This is a genomic window from Halomonas sp. MMH1-48, from assembly GCF_022348105.1.
Taxonomy (GTDB): Bacteria; Pseudomonadota; Gammaproteobacteria; order Pseudomonadales; family Halomonadaceae; genus Vreelandella; species Vreelandella piezotolerans.
On record NZ_JAKRFL010000022.1, the window covers coordinates 1 to 24,458 of the forward strand.

General features: G+C 56.8%; 29 protein-coding genes. 7 read left to right on the top strand and 22 right to left on the bottom strand.

Going from position 1 to position 24,458, the window contains the following annotated elements; all coding sequences use genetic code 11:
• Positions 1 to 204: 204 nt before the first annotated feature.
• Both MHM37_RS15060 and MHM37_RS15065 read right to left on the bottom strand, forming a co-directional pair.
• Positions 205 to 1,092, bottom strand: coding sequence for a DMT family transporter (locus MHM37_RS15060; RefSeq protein ID WP_153843753.1), 888 nt, complete (start codon positions 1,090 to 1,092; stop codon positions 205 to 207).
• Positions 1,089 to 1,358: a SelT/SelW/SelH family protein gene (locus MHM37_RS15065; RefSeq protein WP_139526857.1), complete on the bottom strand. Its 270-nt coding sequence runs from the start codon at positions 1,356 to 1,358 to the stop codon at positions 1,089 to 1,091. Before MHM37_RS15065 ends, MHM37_RS15060 begins: the two co-directional genes overlap by 4 nt.
• Before the next feature lie 128 nt (positions 1,359 to 1,486).
• Here MHM37_RS15065 and MHM37_RS15070 point away from each other — a divergent pair, with 128 nt between their 5' ends.
• The 4 genes from MHM37_RS15070 (at position 1,487) to ettA (ending at position 5,677) form a co-directional block, all read left to right on the top strand.
• Positions 1,487 to 2,800: an MFS transporter gene (locus tag MHM37_RS15070; protein WP_153843754.1), complete on the top strand. Its 1,314-nt coding sequence runs from the start codon at positions 1,487 to 1,489 to the stop codon at positions 2,798 to 2,800.
• 187 nt (positions 2,801 to 2,987) lie between these two features.
• A complete protein-coding gene (locus tag MHM37_RS15075) occupies positions 2,988 to 3,425 on the top strand; it encodes a PAS domain S-box protein (protein ID WP_139526853.1) in 438 nt (145 codons plus the stop codon).
• Between the two features lie 226 nt (positions 3,426 to 3,651).
• Positions 3,652 to 3,864, top strand: coding sequence for a hypothetical protein (locus MHM37_RS15080; protein WP_139526852.1), 213 nt, complete (start codon positions 3,652 to 3,654; stop codon positions 3,862 to 3,864).
• Positions 3,865 to 4,015: 151 nt separating this feature from the next.
• On the top strand, positions 4,016 to 5,677 hold the full coding sequence (gene ettA / locus MHM37_RS15085) for an energy-dependent translational throttle protein EttA (RefSeq protein WP_139526850.1): 1,662 nt from the start codon (positions 4,016 to 4,018) through the stop codon (positions 5,675 to 5,677).
• A 77-nt stretch (positions 5,678 to 5,754) separates the two neighbouring features.
• Here the strand turns inward: ettA and MHM37_RS15090 are convergent, their stop codons facing one another.
• The 5 genes from MHM37_RS15090 to phaR form a co-directional block, all read right to left on the bottom strand.
• Positions 5,755 to 6,096, bottom strand: coding sequence for a histidine triad nucleotide-binding protein (locus MHM37_RS15090; protein ID WP_239297216.1), 342 nt, complete (start codon positions 6,094 to 6,096; stop codon positions 5,755 to 5,757).
• Between the two features lie 50 nt (positions 6,097 to 6,146).
• The gene (locus tag MHM37_RS15095; RefSeq protein ID WP_139526845.1) at positions 6,147 to 7,019 is read right to left on the bottom strand and encodes a phosphoribulokinase; all 873 of its coding nucleotides are present in this window, start codon (positions 7,017 to 7,019) and stop codon (positions 6,147 to 6,149) included.
• Positions 7,020 to 7,460 carry a thioesterase family protein gene (locus MHM37_RS15100; protein WP_239297215.1) on the bottom strand — a complete coding sequence of 147 codons (441 nt, stop codon included), beginning with the start codon at positions 7,458 to 7,460 and terminating at the stop codon, positions 7,020 to 7,022.
• Positions 7,461 to 7,507: 47 nt separating this feature from the next.
• Positions 7,508 to 8,794, bottom strand: coding sequence for a phosphoribosylamine--glycine ligase (purD, locus tag MHM37_RS15105; protein WP_139526841.1), 1,287 nt, complete (start codon positions 8,792 to 8,794; stop codon positions 7,508 to 7,510).
• Positions 8,795 to 8,861: 67 nt separating this feature from the next.
• On the bottom strand, positions 8,862 to 9,326 hold the full coding sequence (phaR, locus tag MHM37_RS15110; RefSeq protein ID WP_139526839.1) for a polyhydroxyalkanoate synthesis repressor PhaR: 465 nt from the start codon (positions 9,324 to 9,326) through the stop codon (positions 8,862 to 8,864).
• Positions 9,327 to 9,461: 135 nt separating this feature from the next.
• Here phaR and MHM37_RS15115 point away from each other — a divergent pair, with 135 nt between their 5' ends.
• On the top strand, positions 9,462 to 10,172 hold the full coding sequence (locus tag MHM37_RS15115) for a 16S rRNA (uracil(1498)-N(3))-methyltransferase (protein WP_239286459.1): 711 nt from the start codon (positions 9,462 to 9,464) through the stop codon (positions 10,170 to 10,172).
• A 22-nt stretch (positions 10,173 to 10,194) separates the two neighbouring features.
• On the opposite strand, the gene MHM37_RS15120 is transcribed toward MHM37_RS15115, so the two are convergent.
• From MHM37_RS15120 to hemH, 13 genes are all read right to left on the bottom strand, one after another.
• On the bottom strand, positions 10,195 to 10,764 hold the full coding sequence (locus MHM37_RS15120; protein WP_139526835.1) for an ATP-dependent zinc protease: 570 nt from the start codon (positions 10,762 to 10,764) through the stop codon (positions 10,195 to 10,197).
• 37 nt (positions 10,765 to 10,801) lie between these two features.
• On the bottom strand, positions 10,802 to 12,076 hold the full coding sequence (locus MHM37_RS15125; protein WP_231125650.1) for a lytic murein transglycosylase: 1,275 nt from the start codon (positions 12,074 to 12,076) through the stop codon (positions 10,802 to 10,804).
• A gap of 59 nt (positions 12,077 to 12,135) precedes the next feature.
• A complete protein-coding gene (locus tag MHM37_RS15130; protein WP_153843757.1) occupies positions 12,136 to 12,582 on the bottom strand; it encodes a DUF3429 domain-containing protein in 447 nt (148 codons plus the stop codon).
• Between the two features lie 2 nt (positions 12,583 to 12,584).
• The gene (locus MHM37_RS15135; protein ID WP_153843758.1) at positions 12,585 to 14,006 is read right to left on the bottom strand and encodes a DASH family cryptochrome; all 1,422 of its coding nucleotides are present in this window, start codon (positions 14,004 to 14,006) and stop codon (positions 12,585 to 12,587) included.
• A complete protein-coding gene (locus tag MHM37_RS15140; protein ID WP_231125653.1) occupies positions 13,990 to 14,073 on the bottom strand; it encodes a hypothetical protein in 84 nt (27 codons plus the stop codon). The genes MHM37_RS15135 and MHM37_RS15140 overlap by 17 nt, the downstream gene beginning before the upstream one ends.
• Positions 14,074 to 14,361: 288 nt before the next feature.
• Positions 14,362 to 14,766, bottom strand: coding sequence for a monovalent cation/H(+) antiporter subunit G (gene mnhG, locus MHM37_RS15150; protein ID WP_139526827.1), 405 nt, complete (start codon positions 14,764 to 14,766; stop codon positions 14,362 to 14,364).
• Positions 14,759 to 15,028 carry a cation:proton antiporter gene (locus MHM37_RS15155; RefSeq protein WP_044628502.1) on the bottom strand — a complete coding sequence of 90 codons (270 nt, stop codon included), beginning with the start codon at positions 15,026 to 15,028 and terminating at the stop codon, positions 14,759 to 14,761. The genes mnhG and MHM37_RS15155 overlap by 8 nt, the downstream gene beginning before the upstream one ends.
• Positions 15,028 to 15,501 (bottom strand): Na+/H+ antiporter subunit E, encoded by a 474-nt coding sequence (locus MHM37_RS15160; RefSeq protein WP_044628501.1) that lies wholly within the window; start codon positions 15,499 to 15,501, stop codon positions 15,028 to 15,030. Before MHM37_RS15160 ends, MHM37_RS15155 begins: the two co-directional genes overlap by 1 nt.
• Positions 15,498 to 17,099, bottom strand: coding sequence for a Na+/H+ antiporter subunit D (locus tag MHM37_RS15165; protein ID WP_139526825.1), 1,602 nt, complete (start codon positions 17,097 to 17,099; stop codon positions 15,498 to 15,500). Before MHM37_RS15165 ends, MHM37_RS15160 begins: the two co-directional genes overlap by 4 nt.
• The gene (locus MHM37_RS15170; protein ID WP_139526823.1) at positions 17,096 to 17,443 is read right to left on the bottom strand and encodes a Na+/H+ antiporter subunit C; all 348 of its coding nucleotides are present in this window, start codon (positions 17,441 to 17,443) and stop codon (positions 17,096 to 17,098) included. The genes MHM37_RS15165 and MHM37_RS15170 overlap by 4 nt, the downstream gene beginning before the upstream one ends.
• 33 nt (positions 17,444 to 17,476) lie before the next feature.
• Entirely contained in the window at positions 17,477 to 17,908 is a 432-nt protein-coding gene (locus MHM37_RS15175; RefSeq protein ID WP_044628498.1) for a Na+/H+ antiporter subunit B, read from the bottom strand.
• Positions 17,901 to 20,249, bottom strand: a complete 2,349-nt coding sequence (locus MHM37_RS15180) for a putative monovalent cation/H+ antiporter subunit A (RefSeq protein ID WP_153843759.1) — start codon at positions 20,247 to 20,249, stop codon at positions 17,901 to 17,903. Before MHM37_RS15180 ends, MHM37_RS15175 begins: the two co-directional genes overlap by 8 nt.
• A gap of 202 nt (positions 20,250 to 20,451) precedes the next feature.
• The gene (gene hemH / locus MHM37_RS15185; RefSeq protein ID WP_139526820.1) at positions 20,452 to 21,531 is read right to left on the bottom strand and encodes a ferrochelatase; all 1,080 of its coding nucleotides are present in this window, start codon (positions 21,529 to 21,531) and stop codon (positions 20,452 to 20,454) included.
• Between the two features lie 109 nt (positions 21,532 to 21,640).
• Here hemH and MHM37_RS15190 point away from each other — a divergent pair, with 109 nt between their 5' ends.
• Together MHM37_RS15190 and MHM37_RS15195 are read left to right on the top strand one after the other, a co-directional pair.
• The gene (locus tag MHM37_RS15190; RefSeq protein ID WP_153843760.1) at positions 21,641 to 23,254 is read left to right on the top strand and encodes a cryptochrome/photolyase family protein; all 1,614 of its coding nucleotides are present in this window, start codon (positions 21,641 to 21,643) and stop codon (positions 23,252 to 23,254) included.
• On the top strand, positions 23,251 to 23,655 hold the full coding sequence (locus MHM37_RS15195) for a DUF393 domain-containing protein (RefSeq protein WP_153843761.1): 405 nt from the start codon (positions 23,251 to 23,253) through the stop codon (positions 23,653 to 23,655). Before MHM37_RS15190 ends, MHM37_RS15195 begins: the two co-directional genes overlap by 4 nt.
• 13 nt (positions 23,656 to 23,668) lie before the next feature.
• Here the strand turns inward: MHM37_RS15195 and MHM37_RS15200 are convergent, their stop codons facing one another.
• Positions 23,669 to 23,971 (bottom strand): DUF6482 family protein, encoded by a 303-nt coding sequence (locus tag MHM37_RS15200; RefSeq protein WP_153843762.1) that lies wholly within the window; start codon positions 23,969 to 23,971, stop codon positions 23,669 to 23,671.
• A gap of 139 nt (positions 23,972 to 24,110) precedes the next feature.
• Entirely contained in the window at positions 24,111 to 24,404 is a 294-nt protein-coding gene (locus tag MHM37_RS15205) for a hypothetical protein (RefSeq protein WP_139526812.1), read from the bottom strand.
• Positions 24,405 to 24,458 lie beyond the last annotated feature (54 nt).

The following is a 24,458-nucleotide window of genomic DNA, read 5'->3' on the forward strand; positions in this document are numbered from 1 at the left end:
GTTGTCGTTGCTTGTTTATGCAGCTTGATGTCCATGAACCTGTTCCCGGATGAATTGCTGAAGAAGCTCCCTGGCGGCTAGCAAAGGATAACTCCTATAGGCGATTTGATCATCCGGAACATTACAATTAATCGTATTAGCGGCAGTGACAAGCTATAAAAACAAAAGTCACAAAAATTTACAATAAGCGGCCAAAAAAACACACTACAGCGCTGGCTCACGCCGTGCTTGAGGAATCTGTTGAATCGCCAACCCGCACAGAATCAGTATTAAACCCACTAGGGTAGACAGCCGCATTGGCTCACCGACGACCAAGAACAGCAGCAAAAGGGAGACAGGCGGCGACAAGAAGATCAGATTAGAGACCTTGGCAGTTCGTGAAACGCTCTGCACGGCCATTTGCCAAAGCACGAACGCAACACCCATTTCGAAGAGGCCGACATACGCACCAGCCCCAAGCGCAGACCACCCGTGCCACTGCAGACCAGGGCCAAAAAGTAACAATAGTGTTAAAACAGGTAACCCAACACTGAAATTCTGCCACTGCCCTACCAACGGCTGCCGCGCGTCTTTCGCATTGAGCAGCCAGTAAAGCGCCCATACCAGTGTCGATGCCAACGCGAAAACGACCCCCAAAGGATCTTCGAACGCAACGTTGAAAACCTCTCCTCGGGTAGCAATGACCCAAACGCCGCTGTAAGCCACCAAACCAGCCCCTACATCCGAGCGGGTGAGACGATGTCCCAGCAGCGGCACTGCCAAAAAAGCCATCGCCAGTGCCCATGTATAGTTGAGCGCCATGGCCTCTTGGCCAGGTAGCCGGTCATAGGCAGCAAATAGCAACAAGTAGTAAGCCACGGGGTTCATTAACCCAGCCCAAAGCGCCGTCCCCCACCCCCGGCGTAGCGCAACGCGCATATGCCCTTGCTTGACGACGATGGCGCCCATTAGCATCCAGGACACCAGAGCGGCCAACCACATGAGTTCAAGCGGGCTCATCCAGGCCAGGGCGACTTTGAATGCCGTCGCCACGGTCGACCAAAGCGCGACGGCGCCCAAGCCATACAGTACTGCCTGCTGATCTTGCGTCATCGGTCGATATGCCCCAGGTCTTGGGCAGGATCGATCTGGTCGCGCACCTGCTGTTTGAGCGTTTTAATGTCGGGAAACCCACCATCTCGCTTACGCTCCCAGAGAAGCGAGTCATCACACCAGATCTCGAAAGTACCGCCGTGAGAGGGTGAGAGCGCGACTTCTGTCAACTGCTCACCAAACGTAGAGAGAAGCTCTTGCGCATACCAAGCGCTGCGTAGCAGCCACTGACACTGGGTGCAGTAGCGAATATGAATGCGGGCCATTGTGCAAATCCTTATCGATCGGTTCCTTTTACTGCGCAGCGGCGCTGACTAACCCCTTTTGCCAGCATTATGTGGCATCCTGAGGGTATTCTGTCATCTTGTATGAGTAAACCGCCAAGGAACCGATGATGGCCCAACCGGATGTTTCACAAACGCAGCTTTATGAGTGGCTTACTGGCGATGACGACAGCCGGATGTGCGACGACATCCCTGACGGCGCTTGTCAGGAACAGCCGCGCAACTTTTTTCTTCACCTATCGGCATCGCTGGGCAATAAACTCGCCGACGAACTCTCGAGCGCTCGTCTGGTCCTGCCCTGGCTGCTGGGCATCATCGGCGCACCGGTCTGGATGGTGGGGTTACTCGTTCCCATCCGCGAGGCAGGCGCCCTGCTCCCCCAACTGTTCGTCGCCGGCTTCATTCGTTTGAAGCCCCAGCGTAAATGGGTGTGGGTCGCGGGGGCCACACTCCAGGCCTTGGCCGCCGCCCTGTTAGCACTGCTTGCCTTGATCGGCCACGGAGCACTTGGCGGCGGGCTGGTGCTGGCCGTACTCGTCATGCTGTCATTAGCGCGCGGACTCTCGTCAATTGCTACGAAAGACGTGCTCGGCAAAACCATTGCCAAACGCCGCCGCGGTACGCTGATGGGTTGGAGTGGCAGCATCGCCGGTGCCGCCACGCTCATAGCCGGGGGTGTCTTAGTCCTCTTTGGCGACCGTCCCGGGAATATTGCCTTAGCAATTCTGCTAAGCGTGGCCGCAGCGGGGTGGCTGCTCAACGCGCTGTGCGCTGCGCGCATCAAAGAGGTGCCAGGCGCCGTGGAAGGCGGTGAAAACGCCTGGGATAGCATCAAACTCGGCATATCTCTGATGCGCGAAGACACTACGTTTCTTCACTTCAACGTGGCGCGTGCGCTGCTGCTCTCTAGCGCGCTCGCCCTGCCCTACCTGGCCCTGCTGGGTCAGCAGCAAAGTGGCACCGAGCTAGGCGGGCTGGGCATTTTGGTAGTGGTGTCGGGACTGGCCGCGATGGTAGCAAGCCCTATATGGGGAAAAAGAGCGGACCGCTCCAGCCGTCGGGTCATGCGCGACGCGGCCATCGGCACGGCTATGTGTTGCCTGCTGGCAGCTCTGATTGCCTGGTTGCCAGGCAGTTGGACGCAGAGCGTGCTGCCTTATGCGGGTGTATACGCTCTATTGGTGGTGGTTCACCACGGCGTGCGCTTGGGGCGCAAAACGTATTTGGTCGACATCGCTAACCAAGACAATAGAGCGCTATACGTTGCGCTTTCCAATACCTTTACTGGTGTGCTAATGCTCATCGTTGGTGGCATGATTGGCGCATTGGCACAGTGGTTAGGCAGCGCTATGCTGCTGGTGATTTTGGCGTTGATAGCCCTCGGCGCCATGCTTAGCGCGCACCGACTCCCCGAAGCGGAGTGATATTGCCGATTGCAAAGCCGATCGACGCTCGCCATGATGGTCAGCAAATCACGGTGGCTAGCTGTTTTTTTGCTATCCTATTTTTGTTTGATGGTGTTAAAGACGGCATCGTCCTGCACTAAAGAGCGCCCCGCGCTGACGCACAGCGCCATGGCGGAGAAAGACGAGAAGCAACAGGAACCCATTGATGAAACGATCTCCCTTGATAAGCCCGGAGTTACTCGAACGCATTGTTGACGCTTCTGAAGATGGCATTGTCGTTGCAGAGCAGGAAGGTGACGAAAACATTCTGATTTACGTGAACAAAGGCTTCGAGCGTTTGACGGGCTACAGTGCAGACGAAATCCTCTATCGCGACTGCCGCTTTCTACAAAACGAAGATCGCGATCAGGATGCGCTCATGTCGATACGTGAGGCGCTGCAGGACGGTCGCCCCTCCCGCGAAGTGCTACGTAACTACCGTAAAGATGGCACGATGTTTTGGAACGAACTCTCCATCACCCCGGTATACGATGAAGCCGATAAGCTGATGTACTACATCGGGGTGCAAAAGGACGTAACGGAGCGTGTCGAAGCGCAGCTAGCCCTGGCAGAATTGAAAAAGCAGCAGGAGCACGCAGAGTAACGTCTCACCGTCATCGCACCGACAAGAATAAGTAATACTCAGACGATTAGAGACCACTCCCACGCCACAATCATGACACATGCGTCAAAAACGCTTGAACTTCCAACCCAGTGGCGCTATATAGCGCCTAGGCGCTTAATGAGCGTTAGGCGCTTTTTACGCATTTTCCTATAGCGTAAGAAGCCGTTGTGATGCCGGTGCGCCGGCTTGGGTTGGAGGGCATACCATGAGCCGTGACCCCTTAAATCGTGACACCTATACCAACGACGGTCTTGACGCAGACGATTTCGACACTGTGGATGCCGTCAACGACGATCACTACGGTAAAAGCAAACCCAGTAAAGCGGATACCCTGCGTGCACGTCGCCAAGTAGAAGCGTGGCTGGAAGAGCGTCGCCTGCAGCGGGCGATCGAAGACGACTGGGACGAAGAAGAGTAATGACGACCCGGAGGGCACCTAGACGTGCCCTTCTTTTTGGGCGCCTCTTGCAACGCGGGTTTACTGGCCTTTAGCCGCGCTGGGCACTATCATCTGTGCACCAAGCCAGCCTCTTGCTGGTCTCGCTTTTACTACAACCTAACGGATTTCCATGGCGCAATACGTATTCACCATGAACCGGGTCGGCAAAGTCGTGCCGCCCAAAAAGCAAATTCTCAAGGATATTTCGCTCTCGTTCTTCCCCGGCGCCAAAATTGGCGTGCTGGGTTTGAACGGTGCCGGTAAATCCACGCTGCTGCGCATTATGGCCGGTGTCGATAAAGAGTTTGAAGGTGAAGCTCGTCCGATGCCCGGTATCAATGTGGGCTATTTGCCCCAGGAGCCGCAGCTAGATGACGAGAAAAACGTCCGTGATACCGTCGAAGAAGCGCTGGGTGCCATCAAAGAAGCACAGGAAAAGCTCGATGCGGTATACGCCGCTTACGCTGAACCTGACGCGGACTTCGATGCCCTTGCCAGCGAGCAAGCACGTTTAGAAAACATCATCGAAGCGGCAGACGCGCATAACATCGAGCGCAAACTAGAAGTGGCCGCCGAAGCTCTACGCCTGCCGCCATGGGAGGCAAAAGTCGGCAACCTCTCTGGCGGTGAGCGTCGCCGTGTGGCGCTCTGTCGTCTGCTGCTCTCCAGCCCTGACATGCTACTGCTCGACGAGCCCACCAACCACCTGGATGCAGAGTCCGTGGCTTGGCTGGAGCGCTTTTTGCACGACTACAATGGCACCGTCGTGGCAATCACCCACGACCGCTACTTCTTGGACAACGTTGCGGGCTGGATTCTCGAACTTGACCGTGGGCAGGGCATTCCGTTCGAAGGCAACTACTCCCAGTGGCTGGAGCAGAAAGAGCAGCGCCTGACCCAAGAGGCGAAGCAAGAAGCGTCTCGTCAGAAAGCCATCAAGCAAGAGCTCGAATGGGTGCGCAGCAATGCCAAAGGCCGCCAGGCGAAGAGCAAAGCGCGCCTTAACCGCTTCGAAGAAATGCAGTCTGGCGACTTCCAGAAGCGTAACGAGACCAACGAGATCTACATTCCGCCTGGCCCGCGCCTGGGTGATAAGGTGATCGAGTTCCACAACGTCACCAAGCGTTTCGATGACAAGCTGCTCTACCAAGACCTCTCCTTCACCATCCCCCCTGGCGCCATCGTCGGGATCGTGGGTGGTAACGGCGCGGGTAAATCGACACTGTTCAAGCTGGTCACCGGTAAAGAACAGCCGGATGCCGGTGAGGTGGTGATCGGTGAAACCGTCGACATCGCTTACGTCGAGCAGTTGCGCGATGCGCTAGACGATAAACAGACCGTTTGGGAAGCCGTGTCAGACGGGCAGGACATTCTCAATATCAACGGCTATGAAGTCTCCTCACGCGCCTACGTGGGCCGTTTCAACTTCAAGGGCAACGACCAACAAAAACGTTTGGATGAGCTGTCCGGCGGTGAGCGGGGTCGCCTGCAGCTAGCGCAGACCCTGAAACAGGGGGCTAACGTACTGTTGCTGGATGAGCCTTCGAATGACCTGGACATCGAAACGCTGCGCGCTCTGGAAGAGGCGTTGCTCGCCTTCCCCGGCTGCGCGATGGTGATCTCTCACGACCGTTGGTTCCTGGATCGAATCGCCACGCACATTTTGGCGTTCGAAGGTGATTCCGAAGTGGTGTTCTTCGACGGTAACTACACCGAGTACGAAGAGGACCACAAAAAACGCGTCGGTAACGACACGCCGAAGCGCATGAAGTACAAGCGTATCGACGCCTAACGTCGTGCTCCTCGACGCAAAAAGCCCTGCTCATGCAGGGCTTTTTTATGACGATGGGAACGTGTCTGACGAATGTCTCACCCCGCGGGCCAAGTAAACTCACGACCGCCCAGTAGATGCATATGAATATGATAGACGGTCTGCCCACCCATCTCATTGCAGTTCATCACTATTCGATAGCCGTCTTCCGCGAAGCCTTGCTGTTTGGCGAGCTGTGCCGCGGTGTGCTGTAAGCGACCTACGAGCGCCACGTCGTCTGCTTCGATATCGTTTAGCGTTGGGATGTGCTTTTTAGGAATGATGAGCTGATGCGTTGGCGCCTGGGGGTTAATATCGTTGAACGCCAGTACGTGCTCATCCTCGAACACGATGTCTGCCGGAATCTCGCGGTTAATGATTTTACAGAATAGGCACTCCATCGCAGCCTCCTTACGTTTGGCGCGTTTATGGTCGGTCGAGCAGCGCCGCCTTAGCGAAAACGGCGCTGCGATAGCAGGTGGCGAACCAGCGGTGCGAGTATCAGCTCCATCGCCAAGGACATACGAGCACCGGGCACCACCAGGGTATGCGGACGGGTCATAAAAGAATCTTGGATCATCGCCAGCAGCCATGGAAAATCCACCGTCGACGGGTCACGAAAACGAATCACCACGAACGACTCGGCATCGGTGGGAATATCCTGCACTTCGAAGGGGTTGGAGGTATCGACCGTGGGCACCCGCTGGAAATTGATGTGGGTACGCGAAAACTGCGGCTGAATATAGCGCACGTAATCATCCATACGCCCCAAAATGGTATCAATGACTGCTTCCTGAGAGTAGCCGCGCAGTTTGGTGTCACGGTCGATCTTTTGAATCCACTCGAGGTTCATCGTCGGTGCCACGCCGACCAGCAAATCGACGTGACGGGCAATATCGTACTCTTGCGTCACCAAGCCGCCATGCAACCCTTCATAAAAGAGCAGATCGGTACCGCAGGGCAGTGACTGCCACTCGGTGAAAGTGCCTACGCGATAACCCGCCTCGATTTTCTGCTTGTCTTCCGCGTGAATGTAGTGCCGAAACGTGCCGGTACCGTGCTCTCCGTACTCGATGAACAGGCCTTCCAAGCGGTCGAGCAGGTTGGCCTCGACGGCAAAATGAGAGAGCTCGTCCTTACGCTCCGGCTCTTCGCGGAAAATACGTTTGAGATCATCGCGGGTATAGCGGTGGAAAGCGTCGCCATCCACCATGGCCGCATGCACGTCTTCACGGAGGAACATGCGCTCGAAACTGCGGCGGACGGTCGTGGTCCCCGCCCCTGACGAGCCCGTCACCGCGATGATGGGATATTCTCGCGACATTTATCCCCCCCGGGCATCCGCCAGCGTTTGCTTTAGCGCATCGGGAATCGCCACCGGCCGACCCACCGCCAGGTCCAGTAGCAGCTTGTTGACTCGCGCGGTCGCTACGACATCGCCCGTATCTGCCTTGATGACCCGCTGATAGATCGTCAACGCTTTGTCCTCGGGCTCGGGCACCGCCGTTTCGATGACCAGCGCGTCAGGAAAGCGCGCCTCCTGTTGATACTGCACGGCGAGATCTACGACCACACTGGGGTAGCCGTGCATATCCCACTCCGGCAGATCCAAGGCCATAAAGGCCTTCGCCCGCGCTTCATGAAGCAGCGACACCAGGGCATCGTGCCCCAAGTGGCGGCCATAATTCATATCCGTCACCCGCACCGTCAGTGAATGGCGATGAATGACCGCAGCCAAAGGGAAGTCCAGCGAGACACGCTCCATTGCTTTACTCCTTGTCGGGTGACGATATGACCGGGAAAAGTCGCTTTTTACTGCTCCCGCGCAATGGCGCGGAAGGCGATATCACGGCGGAACTCGACGCCTTCCCAGTGAATCGCGCTAACCCCTCGATACGCCTGCTGCTGAGCCGCCGAGACGCTGTCGCCCAAGGCCGTGACACACAGCACGCGCCCACCGGCCGTAGTGATCTCACCTTCTGCATTTTGCGCCGTCCCCGCGTGGAAGACCTTGCACTGCGCCCGCTCGGCATCGTCCAAGCCGTGAATCACGTCGCCTTTACGATAGCTACCGGGATACCCACCCGCGGCCAGCACCACGCCCACGGCGGCACGGGAATCCCACGTACACTGCTTTCCGGCCAGCTCGCCTTTTGCGCCAGCCAAACAGAGCGCCGCCAAATCGGAGGTAAGGCGCATCATGATCGGCTGGGTTTCCGGGTCACCAAATCGGCAGTTGTACTCGATGACTTTGGGATTGCCTTGCGCATCGATCATCAGCCCCGCATACAGGAAGCCGGTATACGCGTTCCCCTCCGCGGCCATACCGCGCACGGTGGGGAGAATGACCTGCTCCATGATCCGCGCATCGACGTCGGGCGTGACGACCGGCGCAGGGGAGTAGGCGCCCATGCCGCCCGTGTTGGGGCCCGTGTCGCCATCGTAGGCGCGCTTGTGATCCTGACTGGTCGCCATCGGAACGACGTTTTCGCCATCTACCATGACGATGAAGCTCGCTTCTTCGCCGTCGAGAAACTCTTCGATGACGACACGCGCGCCCGCATCACCAAAGGCATTGGCTTCGAGCATATCGCGAATCGCCGCCTCGGCTTCCGCTTCGCTCATGGCCACGATGACCCCTTTACCCGCCGCTAAGCCGTCGGCTTTGATCACGATCGGCGCGCCCATCTCAGCCAAATACGCTAGCGCAGGCTCTACGGCCGTAAACGTCTGGTAGGCCGCGGTGGGAATGTCATGACGGGCCAGAAAGTCCTTGGTGAACGACTTGGAGCCTTCGAGCTGGGCGGCGCGCTGGCTGGGGCCAAAAATCGTCAAACCGGCGGCTTGGAAACGGTCGACGACACCTTCGACGAGCGGCGCTTCTGGGCCAACGACGGTCAGGGCAATCTGCTCTTGCTGAGCAAACGCGACCAGTGCCTCTAGGTCGGTGACACCAATGGCCACATTGGTCAGCTTGGGCTCCGTTGCGGTCCCTGCGTTGCCAGGCGCGACGAAGACTTGCTCGACATCACTGGACTGGGCGAGTTTCCACGCCAGGGCATGTTCGCGGCCACCGCCACCGATCATCAAAACTTTCATGGGTATCCTTCTTAAACGGGAGAGCGTCGATGGGCGGCATTATGCCACAACGTACCACCCCGTGGCCTTAGGAACGCTTGTCCGATGTCTCGTCATCGTCCGTCTGGGTAGGCTGGTTGAGCGCGTTTTGCCAAAACCGCATGTTCTCTTCGGCCAATTCACGCATGAACTCGATCGGCGAGTGGCGCATGGCCTGCTGCCACTGGGTCTGCATCCGCTTTTGCTGCTCTAGCATTAGCTGCGTGCCCTGCTCCAAGTAGCGTGCCAGCGGCAGTGGAGAGGACATATCGTACACACGAATCAGCTGCGCCAGCAGGTCATTGGAAAACACTTCGGCTTCACTATCCGCCTGTTCTTGTTCGATAATGATCGATAGCAGGATGGTGCGCGTTAGATCTTCACCGCTTTTCGCATCTTCGACGCGAAACGGCTCTTCTTCAATGATCAAACGGCGCAGGTCCTCGAGCGTGACATAACGGCTCTGCTGGGTGTCGTACAACCTGCGGTTGGCATATTTACGAATTACGCGCACAGCGCATCTCCTTAAACGCGATAAAGGCTTTTGTCGCCGTTGCTGCTATTGTGCCTGCAACACGCGCCCATGCAAGCCAGCTTAGCGGATTCGTGGTGTTAAGCACGCCTTTCCTTGGACCAATAGACGACGACTATGAATTTGATACTGCTAGACCCAAGCGAGGTCGACGCTCACCACGCGCGCATTACCGATGCGCGGCGCTTGACCCATTTACACGACGTACACCGTGCCCAACAGGGCGACCGCTTGACGGTGGGCATTCAGGGCGGCGCCATGGGTAAAGCCTCGCTGATAACACTCAGTCAACACGAAGCGCTCTTTGCGCTGGAGGATCTTTGTGAATCGGCGCCCCCCGCCCTGCCCGTTCACCTCGTGCTGGCCTTGCCGCGCCCCCGTATGTTAGCGCGAACGCTAGAGCACGTGACGGCGCTGGGCGTCAAAGAGATCACCTTGCTGCATACTAAACGGGTAGAAAAGAGCTATTGGCAATCACCGGAGCTAAGGGCTGACAAGATTCATCAACATTTAGTGCTGGGCCTCGAGCAAGCACGAGATACCCTGCTGCCCAATGTGACGCTGTGCAAGGGCTTCAAAGCGTTTCTAGAAGGCCAGCTCCCGCAACTACTGAGCGAACGTCGCGGGCTAGTCGCTCACCCGGGAATGGAAAACGCCTGCCCACGCGACGTGGATGAACCCACTCTGCTACTGGTCGGTCCTGAAGGTGGTTTCATTCCTTGGGAGGTGGAGCAACTGATTCAGGCAGGCTGCGAGGGCATGCACTTGGGACCGCGCATCCTACGCGTCGAAACAGCCGTCACCGCGCTGCTGTCACGGCTGTTTTGAGTGCTACCTGACTAATAAAGGATCAAGACTGGTCGTCTTCTGGGTCGTGGGGAACGTACGCAGCGTTTTCTCCACACTCGGGTTCCTGTAGAAACGTATTGCGTACGTCCAGCAAGCCCAGGTGGCTGATGGTACGACGCCCCAATAGTAGCGGATAGATCATCTCTTCTCGGTCACGCAGGCTAAACTGCTCCTCGTAGATGGTATCCCCCATGCACACGTCCATCAGCACCACCGGGCGCTCGTCACGCCCCCCGGCGCCGCGCACGGTTTGCTCGCGATAGAGAGGACGCTCGATTTGGTCGCTAAAGGTGTCACCGCTCTCTTGATCTTCCAGCTTCAAACGAAAGCGCACCCACTCCTCACCCTCTTTCTCGAACATTTCAATGTCTCGGGCATCCAGAGAAGAGGTCAACGCCCCGCTGTCCAGCTTGGCTTTGACCGCGATGCCCCAGGGCTCGATATAGGCATTTTCGACCCAGCCGAAGACGTTGTCTTGCGTTTGAGCGTCCTCTGCCTGTGCAGTCGCTCCCAACAGTAGCGTGCTGGCCAGCACGCTGGCACCCCATACTCCTAAGCCAGTTTTTACCATCTCGACTCATCCTTGGTGAAACATCGACGATTGAACATTAACGTAACCGCTCCAGCAGCGATTGAGTGGCGAAGCCATCGGGAACGATCCCCTGGTCGCGCTGGAAAGCCCTCAAACCCGCCTGGGTATTCGGCCCCATGATGCCATCCGCGACACCTACCGAGTAACCGGCATCGTTCAAGCGCTGCTGGAGCGTTCTGACATCGTCACGCGTCAAAGGTGCCTCATCCCGGGGCCATGACTGCGCGATGCCATCGCGTCCGGCAATGGCATCGGCCAGCGTCGCCACGGCTAGTGCATAGCTCGTTGCATTGTTATAGCGCAGAATCGCGCGGAAATTGGGACCAACGATGAACGCAGGGCCACTCGCCCCAGCCGGGACGATGACCGCAGCGCTATCGAAAGAGGGAAGCTCACCCCGAACGGCACGCACACCTTGTGCAGCCCATTCGGCGCTGCTCTTACGGTCGGTTTGCGAGTAGTCAAAGTCGTCGGGTAACCTGACCTCAGCACCCCAGGGTTGGCCTGCCTGCCAACCAGCGCGCGCAAGATAGTTCGCCGTCGACGCCATGACATCGGGAATACTGCCCCAAATATCGCGCCGCCCGTCGTCATCGCCATCCACCGCGTAGGCTTCGAAACTGCTGGGGATAAATTGGGTATGCCCCATCGCCCCCGCCCAGGAGCCTTTCATCTGTTCGGCGGCAATGTCCCCTTGGTCGATGATGCGCAGGGCCGCCAGCAGCTCACCCCGGGCGAACTCTCGTCGGCGGCCATCGTAGGCCAGCGTCGCGAGGGATTCGAGTGTCGAGAAATCGCCAAAATTGCTGCCGTAATTACTCTCCACGCCCCAAATCGCTACGATGATCTCGGCGGGGACACCGTAGCGCTGCTGCATCATATGCGCTGTCTCGCGGTGCTGCGCCAGCGTCTCTCGTCCATTGTCGATACGCGTTGGCGACACAGCACTATCTAAATATTGCCAAATGGCACGGACGAATTCTGGCTGGTAACGATCTAGCTCGATGACCCGCTCCCGGTAACGAATCCCATCGAACGCCGACGCAAGCGTGGCCTCACTGATACCTTGGCTGGCGGCATAGCGGCGGAACTCGCCGAGCCACTCATTGAAGTTGCCATAGCGCACCTGCTCTGCGGCGCGGGCGTCGACTTCCGTCATGAGCTGGGGGCTTGCCGTCACAGCAGGGACGTATAAAGTAACAGCGGCCAACAGTGGCCACAGCAGGTGGCGGCGGGTACGTATCGAACCATTACGTTTCAATGACCTGGGGCGTGACGTCATAGTATTCATCTCTTGGCAATCCTTAGCGTGAGGCTGATGATGGCTCAGAAATAAACGAGTTACCAGCCTCAGAGAGACAAGCGCCCCAAAACCACAAAATGGAGCATCACCACACTCACCGTTAGCACACAGCGCAGGATCAGATACCACTTGGGAAAGCCTTCGCGCCCTTCCCGGCTAATATCGTAGCCTCCCATCAACAGAAACCCTGCCAACAACACCCAAAGCCCGGTCACCGTGTTGAATAGCAAAGCGGGCCACGCTATCAGGCTAGGCACCATGGCCAGTACTAGCCGCCGTACGTTGTTGTCACGGGGCACTTGAAGCGCACTGCCCCAATGAATGCCCCCTAAAAACGACAAAATCACGGCGCTGTAGTAAGTAAAGCCATAGATGGCACTGACCTGCCAGACAGGCGGTGCCCACCAAGCGGCGAGGCCGCCACCGATGAACGGCAGCAGACCGGCCAAGCCTAAGCTCCATGCCAAGCGTTTTTCAGACTCCATTCGCGCCATCGTTACTCATCCGTTTCTTCGAATTCGGTAGCAGCAATCAACCAGCGCTGCCACTCGTCCGGCAACACGCAAGGCTGCTTGAATTGAGAAGGTGCCACACGCCAGGGCTGGTGGCGCTCCAATCCATAAGGCAACGATTCGAGAGCAGGTAACCAGTAGGCCACGTAAAGCCCTTTCGGGTCGTAGTGGCCTGCCTGCTTCAATACATTGAAGTAGCGATCCTGCCGCGGATCGCGTCCCACTCCGGCAATGTAGCGCCAGTTGCCCCAGTTACTGGCCACGTCATAATCGATCAGGCAGTGTTCGAACCACCAAGCCCCTAACCGCCAGTCGACCTGAAGATCTTTGACTAAAAAGCTCGCGACGTTTTGTCGAGCCCGATTAGAGATCCAGCCAGTACGCCTGAGTTCGAGCATGGCAGCGTCAATGAAGGGGACACCGGTATCGGCGTTACGCCACGTATCGAAAGCCGCATTCGCAGCGGGCAGCGAATCACGGCCGAACAGTGACGCACCTTCAAGCTGCGCAGCGCGATGAAAATAGTCGCGCCATAAAAGTTCGAAGACGATCCAGTAGCTTGATTCACAGCTACCGAACTCGGCCTCCCACGCTTTTACTTCGTGATTCACTTGGCGGGCTGATAGGCAGCCACGGGAAAGCCACGGAGAAAAGCGCGTGGAGAAGTTGGCGCCTAGCAGGCCATTGCGCGTTTTCTTATAAGACTCCGCGCCGTTTTGACGCCATAAGTAGTGCTGTAAACGATCGTTCGCTGCCGACTCGCCGCCCACGAATACGAACCCCTGACGATTATCGGGTTGCCAAGCGGCGCTGGTTTCACACACCGACCTCAACGGTGGGAAACCGCGTGGCGCACCGTCAGGCCAGCCTGGCAGGGTGACCGGCGCGGGTAAGGGAGGCGGTATTTCACACTGTTTTTCTACACTGCGACGAAACGCGGAAAAACTGGATGGCAACGCGTCCAATTCGAACGGCAGCGCAGCAGCGTCGATCAAATAACCGCTATCTGCACGGTAAAGTCGGCAACTATCGGGCAAACCGGCAGCCGCGCGAGTGATGTTCTTCGACTCTTCGCATCCTGAGTGTTCAGCCACTCGGACTTCACGCGCATCAAGCGAGGTAGCCAGTTCGACGACGACCGCTGCCGGGTCGCCAATGCGCACCAACAGGTCGCTACCTCGGCGCAACAATTCTCCGCGAAGCTCCATCAAGCTTTGCCATAAAAAGCGCAAACGCGCTGGTCCTAGCCTAGGCGTCTTTTCACCCGGCACGGCCGCCTGGAGCCAACGCTGGTCGAGCACGTAAAGGCAGAGTAGCTGATGTGGGCAGTGTTCGAAATGTAATAAGGGGTTGTCGGCGACACGCAGATTATCCTGCAGCCAGACAATGTCAGTCGTGCTGTTCATGCTCTTGCCTCCTCGGCGTGCTGTGCTGCTTGGCCTCGCGACGGCAACGTTCGCTGCAGAAGCGCACCTCGTCCCAGCAGCGCGCCCATTTTTTTCCGCCAAGTAAATGGGCGCTGGCATTGAACGCAGTCTTTTTGCGGTAAATCGTGTTTCCGTTTCATCTATCCATCTCGCTGCGTGCTGGCTATGCCACGCTACGCCGTAATACATGGACATAATAACTTATACAGTACAATTATTGTATATAAATTGATACCTCGACTTTGCCATAACACGCACCTACCCTCTTTTAAGTCGCGCATAAAAAAAGCCACCCAACCTGGGTGGCTTCTCTTAATTACGGTGACTCTTAACGTTAGTCGGGATCGGTATTGCGAGGGTGGCGCTTCGCGTTTTCTTGCGTCTCCATACCGCTTTTCAGCTCATGGGTGAGCGGGTCGTAGTTAGGGCGCAGCTCATCTTTGACCGTGCCGCTCCAAAGCCGAGAACCTACAAAGTAACCGGCTCGGCCAATCACGTGGGCGGCAATAGGTGCGGTGATCAAAATGAACACGATAATGGCTAACGAACGAGCGACGACCCCTACCTCGGCAAAATGCATGGCCGAGGCCAACATGATCAGAATCACACCCAGCGCGGCGGCTTTGGTGGTGGCATGCATGCGTGTCAGTAGATCGGGCAAGCGAAGGAGCCCTACGGCGGCTAGCAGCATAAAACTCGCGCCAACCAGCAGCATGGCGCCTTTGATGGCATCAATCATCCCGAGGCCCTCCCCGTTCCAAGAAGCGTGCAAAGCCAATCGCGGCCAAAAACCCCATCAACGCAATGACGATGGCCGCATCCAAAAAGCTGGAGACGCCCGATTGAATGGCATACACACCGACCAACCCCACGACCGTCGTCGAGAACAGTTCTAGGGCCACTACGCGATCTGGCAGACTAGGTCCACGCACCACGCGAACGAAGGTCAGCACGAGCGCCAAGCCCATGATCACCTGACTAATTAAAATCACGGTTTCCATTAACGAAATAACTCCAGTGCCCTGTGTTCCATCTCTTTCAAATTGCGCCGAAGCTCCTCTTCGTCGTCCAGGAACATCGCATGGATATACAACACTTTACGGTCATCGGACACGTCTAGGCTCAGGGTACCCGGTGTGAGCGAAATCAAATTCGCCACCAGGGTGATCTCCATTTCGGTGCGTGCCGACAGCGGTAAGGCAATGACCCCCGGCTGCATGTGCCAAGGCGGCGTCAGGATATCGAATGCCACGCGTAAGTTGGCCTGAACCAACTCTTTGATGAAAAAGCCGAGAAAGCCGATGAAGCGCGGCACACGAGCAGGATAGCCTTTCAACCCATCGACTTGAGGCTCGATCAGCAGCAACGCGATATAGCCAAAAATCATCCCTACCAACAAATTCAACCCGGAGAAGTCGCCGCTCAGCAGCACCCAGGCCAAACCAAGCAAGAGGTTCCAAATGGCGCCTGTCATGGTGTTTCCTCCAAGCGGTCATCGACACGTTCGGCCTGTATCTCAAGGGGATCCAGTAGCGCTGCTTCCGCGCTTGCGGAGGCACCGAGTACCGCTTCGATATAGCCTGAAGGCGTCATCAATTGATCGCCTATTTGGTTCATCACCAGCATGATGGGTTCGGCAAACACGCCAATGAGCAGGGACATCATGGCCAGCACCACGACAGGCAGATACATCATCCACAGGCTGGGCTTCAGCAACCGGCCGTCATCGCCAGTCGGTGTCGGTGTTTCGGGCACCTGGTTTTCTTCAGGTAGCGCCTTCCAGAACACTTCGTTCCAGATCTTCACCATGGAGTAGAGCGTCATCAAACCCACGGCCAGAGCGATGCCGGTCGCCACGTAAGCCTCTGCCTCAAAGCCCGCGCGCACCAGCACGAACTTCGCAAAAAACCCCGAGAGCGGTGGGATACCCGCCAGAGAAAACGCGCTGATAAAAAACGCGACGGCCAGCCAAGGCCGCTCACGATAGAGCCCACCCATTTTTTTGAGCTGGTACGTCCCTTGGAGGCGATGCGTAATGCCGCTGATCAAGAACAGGTTCGTCTTGACGATGATATTGTGCATGATCGCGAACACACCGCCGGCAATGGCCAGCGGCGTATAGAGCGCCAGTCCCAATATCATGTAACCAATCTGACTGACGATATGAAACGAGAGGATACGACGAAATTCATACTGAGCGGCGGCGCCTAACACGCCGGTCACCATGGTCAATACTGCTCCCCACAGCATGATGTCTTGGAGGTAGCCCATGGTTTGATCAAAGATCAGCGTAAATACCCGAAACAGCGAGTAAACGCCCACCTTGGTGAGCAGTCCCGCAAACAACGCCGATACCGCCACCGGCGGCGTATGATAGGACGCAGGCAGCCAAAAAAATAGCGGAAACGCGGCGGCTTTGATACCAAAGGCCACCATGAACATCACCGCCAGCACTTCGACCATACCGCTGTGCTCGGCCTCATCCATGCGCAGCGCAATATCGGCCATATTGAGCGTTCCCACCGTGCCGTAGAGCAACCCCACCGCGCTGAGAAAAATCACCGAAGCCAGCAGGTTGAGCGTGACGTACTTGATGGCGCCCTCCATCTGGGCGCGCTCGCCACCGAGCGTTAGGAGCGCAAACGAGGCCACCAACATCACTTCGAACCAGACATAGAGGTTGAAGATATCGCCCGTTAAAAAGGCGCCCGCCACCCCCGCCAGTAGCAAATGCATCAGCGGGTAGTAGCCAAATTTTTCGTGGCCGCGGCCAGTCGTCGCCAGGGAGTAAATCCCCATGGCCAAGCCGATGATGCCGGTGAGCAGTATCATCACAGCGCTGAGCATGTCAGCGACGAGCGTTATCCCAAACGGTGCTGGCCAGCTGCCCATTTGAATGGTGATGTAGCCATCTTCTAAGACCGCAACGAACAGCCACAGGCTGACGACGAATAGCGCGACGTTGCCCGCCACGGCAATAAAACGCTGCATCGGGCGCGAACGCCAAAACATCAGCGAAATGGCCCCAGAAAGTAGCGGCAGTAAAACGGGGAGTGCGACTTCAGGCCTCACGTGTCGGTATCCTTCATCTTGTCCAAGTCATCGGCCTTGACGATTTCATAAGCGCGGCGAATCAGCACCACCGCAAACGCCAATACACCAAAGGCAATCACGATAGCCGTCAATACCACTGCTTGCGGCAAGGGGTCGGCAACGCCACCCAATGGCTGCATCATGCCTTCGGGGATCAGGGGGGGCGCACCCCGCGTCATACCGGCCGTGGTAAAAATTAACAGGTTAGCGGCGTTAGACAGTAGCAGCAGACCAATCACCAGCTTGACGATAGAGCGACGCAACATCATGAATATGGCGGTCGCGTAGAGCAGGCCTATGACGAGGGCCATTAACGGTTCCATCGGCGACCTCCCGATTCGATGAGTCTAAGGGACTTATGGCTCATCCTTATCCACCTCCATTAATGCCATGACCATACCCATGACGGAGCCCAGTACCGCCAGATAGACGCCAATATCGAAAATCAGCGGCGTCGAGGCTTTGAAGTCGATCACCGGAATCGTCCACCACTGAGCAGTCAGAAAAGGCTGCCCCATGAACCAAGCGGGCACTACCGAGATCATCCCAAAAAAGAGTCCTGCGCCGATCAAGTCTCGCGGGTCGACCATGCGCAGTACCTCTTTCGTGGCGCTTACGCCAAAGGCAAATAAATACAAAGTGAACGCGCCCGCTGCCACGAGCCCAGCAATGAATCCTCCCCCGGGCTCATCATGCCCCCGCAGCAGCAGGAAGACCGAGAACATGAGCTGCAGCGGCATGAGAAAGCGCGCTGCGGTGTTTAAAATGATCGTGCCTGATTTAACCATCGTAGGGCTCCTTCACGCTGGCTTTTTCGCCACTATTTGTCCTACCCTCCGTTTCGCCGTGGCGAAGCTTGAGCATGGCAATCACGCCAATGGCGGCCAACGCTAGCACGAACATCTCACCCAAGGTGTCGAGGGCACGGTAATCGACCAGGATGACATTGACGATATTTCGACCATGGGCAAGCGGCGCACTGTTCTCGACCATGTAGGTCGAGATGCTTTCGAACTGATCGATACTCCACGCCGTCATGATCAATAAGAACATCAGCACGCCCATGGTCGCTGCAACCGACCCATCGCGAATGCGCTCCAGATTCGTGGAGAGGTTGGAGAAGCGAGGCAGCCGGAAGAGCACCAGGACTAGCAGAATCACCGTCATGGTTTCAACGAGCAGTTGGGTAATGCCTAAGTCCGGCGCGCTGAACAGAATGAAGATCAGCGCGATGGAGAAGCCCATGATGCCGACCGAGACAACGGCTCCCAACCGAGAGCGCGAAATCGTGGCGAACAGAGCCCCCATCGCCATGGTGCCCACCACGATCACTTCGTGAAAGCGCACGTCTAGCTCGAGCGCTAGCTGGGGGGAATGGCGCAACAAAATGGAGTTGCCGATTAGCGCAATCAGCACGACCAGCATCACCAATATATAGTTACGCATATAGCCGTTTTGCAGGAGTCGAGTTTGCCACTCGGAAAAGCGCACGATGCCATTCATCAGGCCCTCGTAGCCTGCTTCGGGCCCATAGCGCATCACGGGGGTCAGTCTGGCCAACTGGCCACGTACACTGTCCCAACGCTTGAAGAGAAAGAAACCGAGCAGTAGGCTCACCACGGACATGATCAACGCCATGTTGACGCCATACCACAGCGACAGCGAGATCGGCAGCGCCTCCCCCGCCACTGCCGTGGCCGCCGACGTCAATAACGCATCGGCTCCCAACATGGCGGGCGCTAAGCCAAGCGCGAGCGATCCAAGGGCCAATAGGCCTGGGCCGATCAGCATGCTTAGCGGTGCTTCATGGGGCGTTTTAGGAGTTTCATGGCGTGCGCCATAAAAAGGTCGCAGCGCGATGATGGACGCCACCGCAATGGTCAACACGGCCGCCATAAAGGCGAACACCACCAATATTGACCGGACACGCTCGGCGCCTAGCGCTGCTTCGAGCATTAGCTCTTTACCGATAAAGCCGAGTAACGGTGGCACACCCGCCAAGGAAAGCGCTGCTATCAGTGCAATGGTCGCCGTCACGGGCATCACGCTGCGCAGTCCCCCCATGGCCGTGACATCCTTGGTACCGGTTTCGTGATCAAGAATCCCCGCCACCATGAACAGGGCGCCTTTGTACAGTGAGTGGGCCAGCAAGAACGTCACGAACGCTGTCATGGCATACTCGGAGCCAATGCCTAACAGCATGGTCAGCGTACCCAGCGCCATGACCGTCGAGTACGCCAGCAACTTCTTGATGTTGGTGTGATGAATCGCCAGAAAAGCGCCGGTCAGCATGGTGGTCGCTCCGACCACGGAGAGTATCGTCACCCATAGGGCAGTGCCACCCAGCTCGGGCTGCAGCCGTGCCAATAAGTAAATGCCCGCCTTCACCATGGTGGCGGAGTGCAGATAGGCGGACACGGGCGTTGGCGCTGCCATGGCGTTGGGCAACCAGAAATGGAAAGGGAACTGCGCCGATTTGGTAAACGCACCCAGCAACAAACAGATCAACATGGGGGTATAGAGCGCGTGTTGGCGCAGGTCCTCATCGGCGCGCAGAATGTCATGGAGAGACCAGCTACCGCTTGCTACACCCAGCAGCACTAGCCCTGCCATCAGTGCCAACCCACCGGCCACCGTCACGAACAAACCTTGACGTGCCGATTTACGCGCCTCGATATCCTGGTGATTGAAGCCAATCAGGAGGTAGGAGGTGATGCTGGTCAGTTCCCAAAAAATGAATAGCGTAAGCAGGCCATCGGCGAGCACGAGCCCCAGCATGGAGGCCATGAACGCGACCAGAGCCAAATGGAAACGGGCCATATCCTGATGACCTTTCAAATAGCCACCTGCATAGACCAAGACGCAGGTGCCGATCCCCGTAATCAGCAAGCCAAACAGCAGCGACAGGCCATCGAGCAAAAAGCTTAAGCTGATACCCAATGACGGCACCCACGACCACGCCAATAGCTGAGGGCCCTCATGGAGAACCAACGGCGCTTGGCTTAACAACCAAGCGGCCAAAAGTGCCGGAAATAGCGCAAGCAGCAGGCTTGCTCGCTCCCCAAACCAGCGGTTGAGCAGCGGTGACAGCGCTGCCAACACGAAGCCCATTAATACGGCAAATTGCATCCGGCGCCTTCTCCCTAATTGCGTGCATTCACCTCAAAACGGCCGCTTGTCGACACGTCAGCAGCCGTTCGAGCGTTGAATAAGTGTGATTTTATATCCACAAACCTTATACCAACCCTTCCCACTTTTCTAGGAAAGTCGTTCTCAATAAAAAACCGCCTAGCGCAATACGCTAGGCGGTTTTATGCACCGCCATATGACGTTACGTTGTTGGTAACCAACCCGATAATTCGTTATTCACTACCGCCAATAGTGCATCGATATGGTCATCGCGATCGTTCAAGCAAGGGATGTAGCTAAAGGTTTCACCACCCGCTTCCATGAAACTATCGTGGATCTCCTCTTTGATCTCTTCGAGGGTCTCGACACAATCAGAGGAAAAGGCTGGCGAAAGAATCGCAATGTGCTTGTGCCCTTGTTTCGCCAGTTCGGCAACATGGTCGACCGTTTGCGGACCGACCCACTTTTCAGGACCGAACTGCGACTGAAACGCAGTATCGACCTCCTCTTTGCTCAACCCCAGCTTTTCACGCAGTAGGCGCGTCGTTTTCTGACACTGGCAGTGGTAGGGGTCACCCTCCATCAGATAACGCTCCGGCACGCCGTGATAGCTCGCCACGAGTTTGGTGGGACGACTATCGAAGCCGTCGTACGCCTCTTGTACCGAGTTAGCCAACGCCTGGATATACGTCGGATGCTCGAAATAGGCCGGTACGGTACGGATATAGGGCTGCCACTTCATTTTCATCAGCGTACGAAACGCTTGATCATTGGCAGTAGCGGTAGTGGGCGAGCCGTACTGCGGATAGAGCGGGAAGAAGACGATGCGCTCACAACCCTTCTCTTTCATGCGTTTGAGCACGCTGTCCGTTGAAGGATTGCCGTAGCGCATACAGAAATCGACCTCGACATCGTCGCCGTAAAGCGCTTTCAGGCGCTCGGTCATTTTTTCCGTTTGTGCACGGGTGATGGTCAGCAACGGGCTTTCGTTCTTCTCGTTATTCCAGATGCTTTTGTACGCGTTGCCCGAGGAGAACGGACGCTTGGTCAGGATGATGAGCTGCAAAAGAGGCTGCCATTTCCATCCGGCATAATCTACGACTCGTTTATCGGACAAGAACTCGCTGAGATAGCGACGCATGGACCAGTAATCGGTGGCATCGGGCGTTCCCAGATTCGCTAGAACGACGCCCACCTTGGCGCGGGGAACGGCAGGGTGGCTGCTGGGCGCGTGGGCCAAGCGCCCCTCACCGGGTTGATCCTTCACGATGCTATCGGCCATCTCGCTAACTCCTCGGGTGTACGTAATGGGCAAAATCTTAACACTTTTCAGCAAAGTCGCGGCATAAAGTTATACTATCAACATTATTTGTATAACTGCAGGCCAACTCATGTCCAAGCCGTTACTCCTGGTACTGGGTGATCAGCTCACGCTGACGCTGCCAACCCTTCGCGAAGCGCCTTCCAATGCGGTGGTGGCGATGTGCGAAGTGGCCGAAGAGGCACGCTACGTGCCTCACCATCTGCATAAGATCGGTCTTTTCATGGCCGCCATGCGCCACTTTGCCGACGCCTTGAGAGACAAAGGCTATACGGTGCATTACAGCCGCATCAATGATGGCGATAACACCCAGTCGCTGATAGAAGAAGCCGAGCGGCTCGCCAAGCAGTACGGCTGTGATGAAATTCGCGTTACCCGCCCCGGCGAGTGGCGGCTGTGGAACGACATGCAGCAGCGCCAACACAACGCCCTCCCCTGGCAGTTGTGGGAAGATGACCGCTTCTTCACCACACCGGACGACTTTTCACGCTGGGCAGAGGGCCGCAAACAGCTGCGCCTGGAGTATTTCTACCGCGAGCAGCGCAAGCGCACCGGCCTGCTCATGGAGGGCGATACGCCCAGCGGCGGCCAGTGGAACTACGACCACGACAACCGCGAGCCCATCGATGCCTCGCTGAGCTTTCCTGCACTGCCCAACCACGGCCAGGATGACGTGACAAAAGCAGCTCTTAAGGACGCCGCTGACCATTTCGCTGATCACATGGGAACGATGGAGACCTTCAACTTGCCGGTCACCCGGCGGCAGGCACTGGTCGATTTGAACCACTTCATCGAACACGGGCTAGCAGACTTTGGCCGCTACCAAGATGCCATTAGTGACCGAGAACCCTTTTTGTATCACTCACGCCTGTCTGCGGCGATGAACATTGGCCTGCTCTCGCCGATGGAAGTGTGTGACGCCGCCGAGGCGCACTACCATGCGGGCAAAGCGCCTATCAATGCGGTAGAGGGTTTCATCCGCCAAATACTCGGCTGGCGCGAATACGTGCGCGGGCTCTACTGGACGCACATGCCCGGGTACAAACAGGAGAACCAGCTAGGCTTCACCCGCGAGCTGCCCGCGTTTTATTGGGACGCCAACACCGACATGCGCTGCCTGCAGCGCGCCATTCAAATGACCATCGACAACAGCTATGCGCACCACATCCAGCGACTCATGGTCACCGGCAACTTTGCCCTGCTGTGCGGCGTCAAGCCCGAAGCGCTGTGCGACTGGTACCTCGCCGTCTACGCCGATGCCTGCGAGTGGGTCGAACTGCCTAATACCCTCGGGATGGTACTGCACGCCGATGGCGGTTTGATGGGCTCCAAGCCTTACTGCGCTTCGGGTAAATACATCGATAAGATGTCTGATCACTGTCAGCACTGTCGCTACTCGCCCAAACAGATGACCGGCCCCAAAGCCTGCCCTTTCAACAGTCTTTACTGGCACTTTTTGGAAACCAATGCGGAACGGCTCAACCGTAATCCACGAATGAAGCTCATTTATGGCTCGTTAGGACGCATGAAAGAGGAGAAGCGCGAGGCCATTCGCCAGCAGGCCGAGCAATTCCTTGCCAAACTGCCAACCAGTAAAGGCTACGGCCAACCGGCGCATACGAAGGGCTATGCCTCTGCTGCCCAACACGCTTCCTCTACATCTAACTCGGAGAACCGCTCATGAGCCGTTTCGCAGCGCTGGATGCCCAGGCTCCGGTCACGCTCTACCATGACGGGGACTGCCCCTTTTGCCGAGTGGAAGTCGCTTGGCTCGCCAAACACCGCCATCGGTCTCGCGTTCGGCTGGTCGATATTCAGAGCAGCGAGTTCAAGCCAGACGAGGTCGGTCGCAGTTTCGACGCCATGATGGGCCAACTGCATTTGCAAGATCAAGAAGGGAGGTGGTTCATCGGGATGGACGCCAGCCGGGCCCTCTATGCGGTGTTGGGCTACCGGCGGCTGGTAAAGCTATCTTACTTACCGGGCCTGCGCAGCATGATGGATGCAGGCTACCGTTTCTTTGCCCGTCGCCGTATTCGGCTGGGGCGATGGTGGGAAAAACGACAGGGTAAAACCGTCAGCTAATACAGCGGCTGGATCAAAAGACGAGCGGCATACGCGAGGTCAGCGGCGCACTATAATGAGCGTCGCGGCCAATCACCTCATCTTGAGGCACGTGCTGCACTAAGTAGGCGCGATGGATACCCGCACGCTTGAGCTCTAGATAAACGTCATCCAGTGAGCGAAACAGCATCGGTTTACCGCGCTGCATCAACATGTGGCGCTCACCTTCTACATCTTCAAGCTCGACTTGGTAAAAACGACTACCCGAATGGGTAATCACACGGATTTCAAAATTGTCGTGATTCACGACGAACTGTTTCAGCGCTTTCAGTTCCATGGTTCCCTCCTGTTATTGGTCATCGTCATGGAACACAGCATGAAGCGGCTCCATGACAATCATATTACCTTGGCACTAACTGCCTAAGACGGCAATAACAGGGAAGAGTTCCTGTCTCAATCGTCAACTAACGGTCGACTTATTGATACTCGGAGGGGTCGATTGCTTTGCCCAGCGAGTTACGATCGATCCAGTTCCCACCTTTGGTCTCTTTATAGCGAAACACCACTTTGTCGCCTACAACGACGGGGAGTTCAGCATCTTCGGTTTGGTAGCTGTACTTCTCCCCCTCCACCACCAAAAAGTAGCGATAGAGATCGGGCATGCCCAGCCACTCTTTGAAAGGGCCTTCGCGCTCTAGCGACTGGAGTTCACCACGGCCTTCCAGTTTCGGAAGACGTTTGCGGTTACCGCGCCTAAAACCACCTGCCATTTGTTACTCCTGTCTCTCTATCTGCTCGAGGCGAACTACTCATGAGGGTGCGCA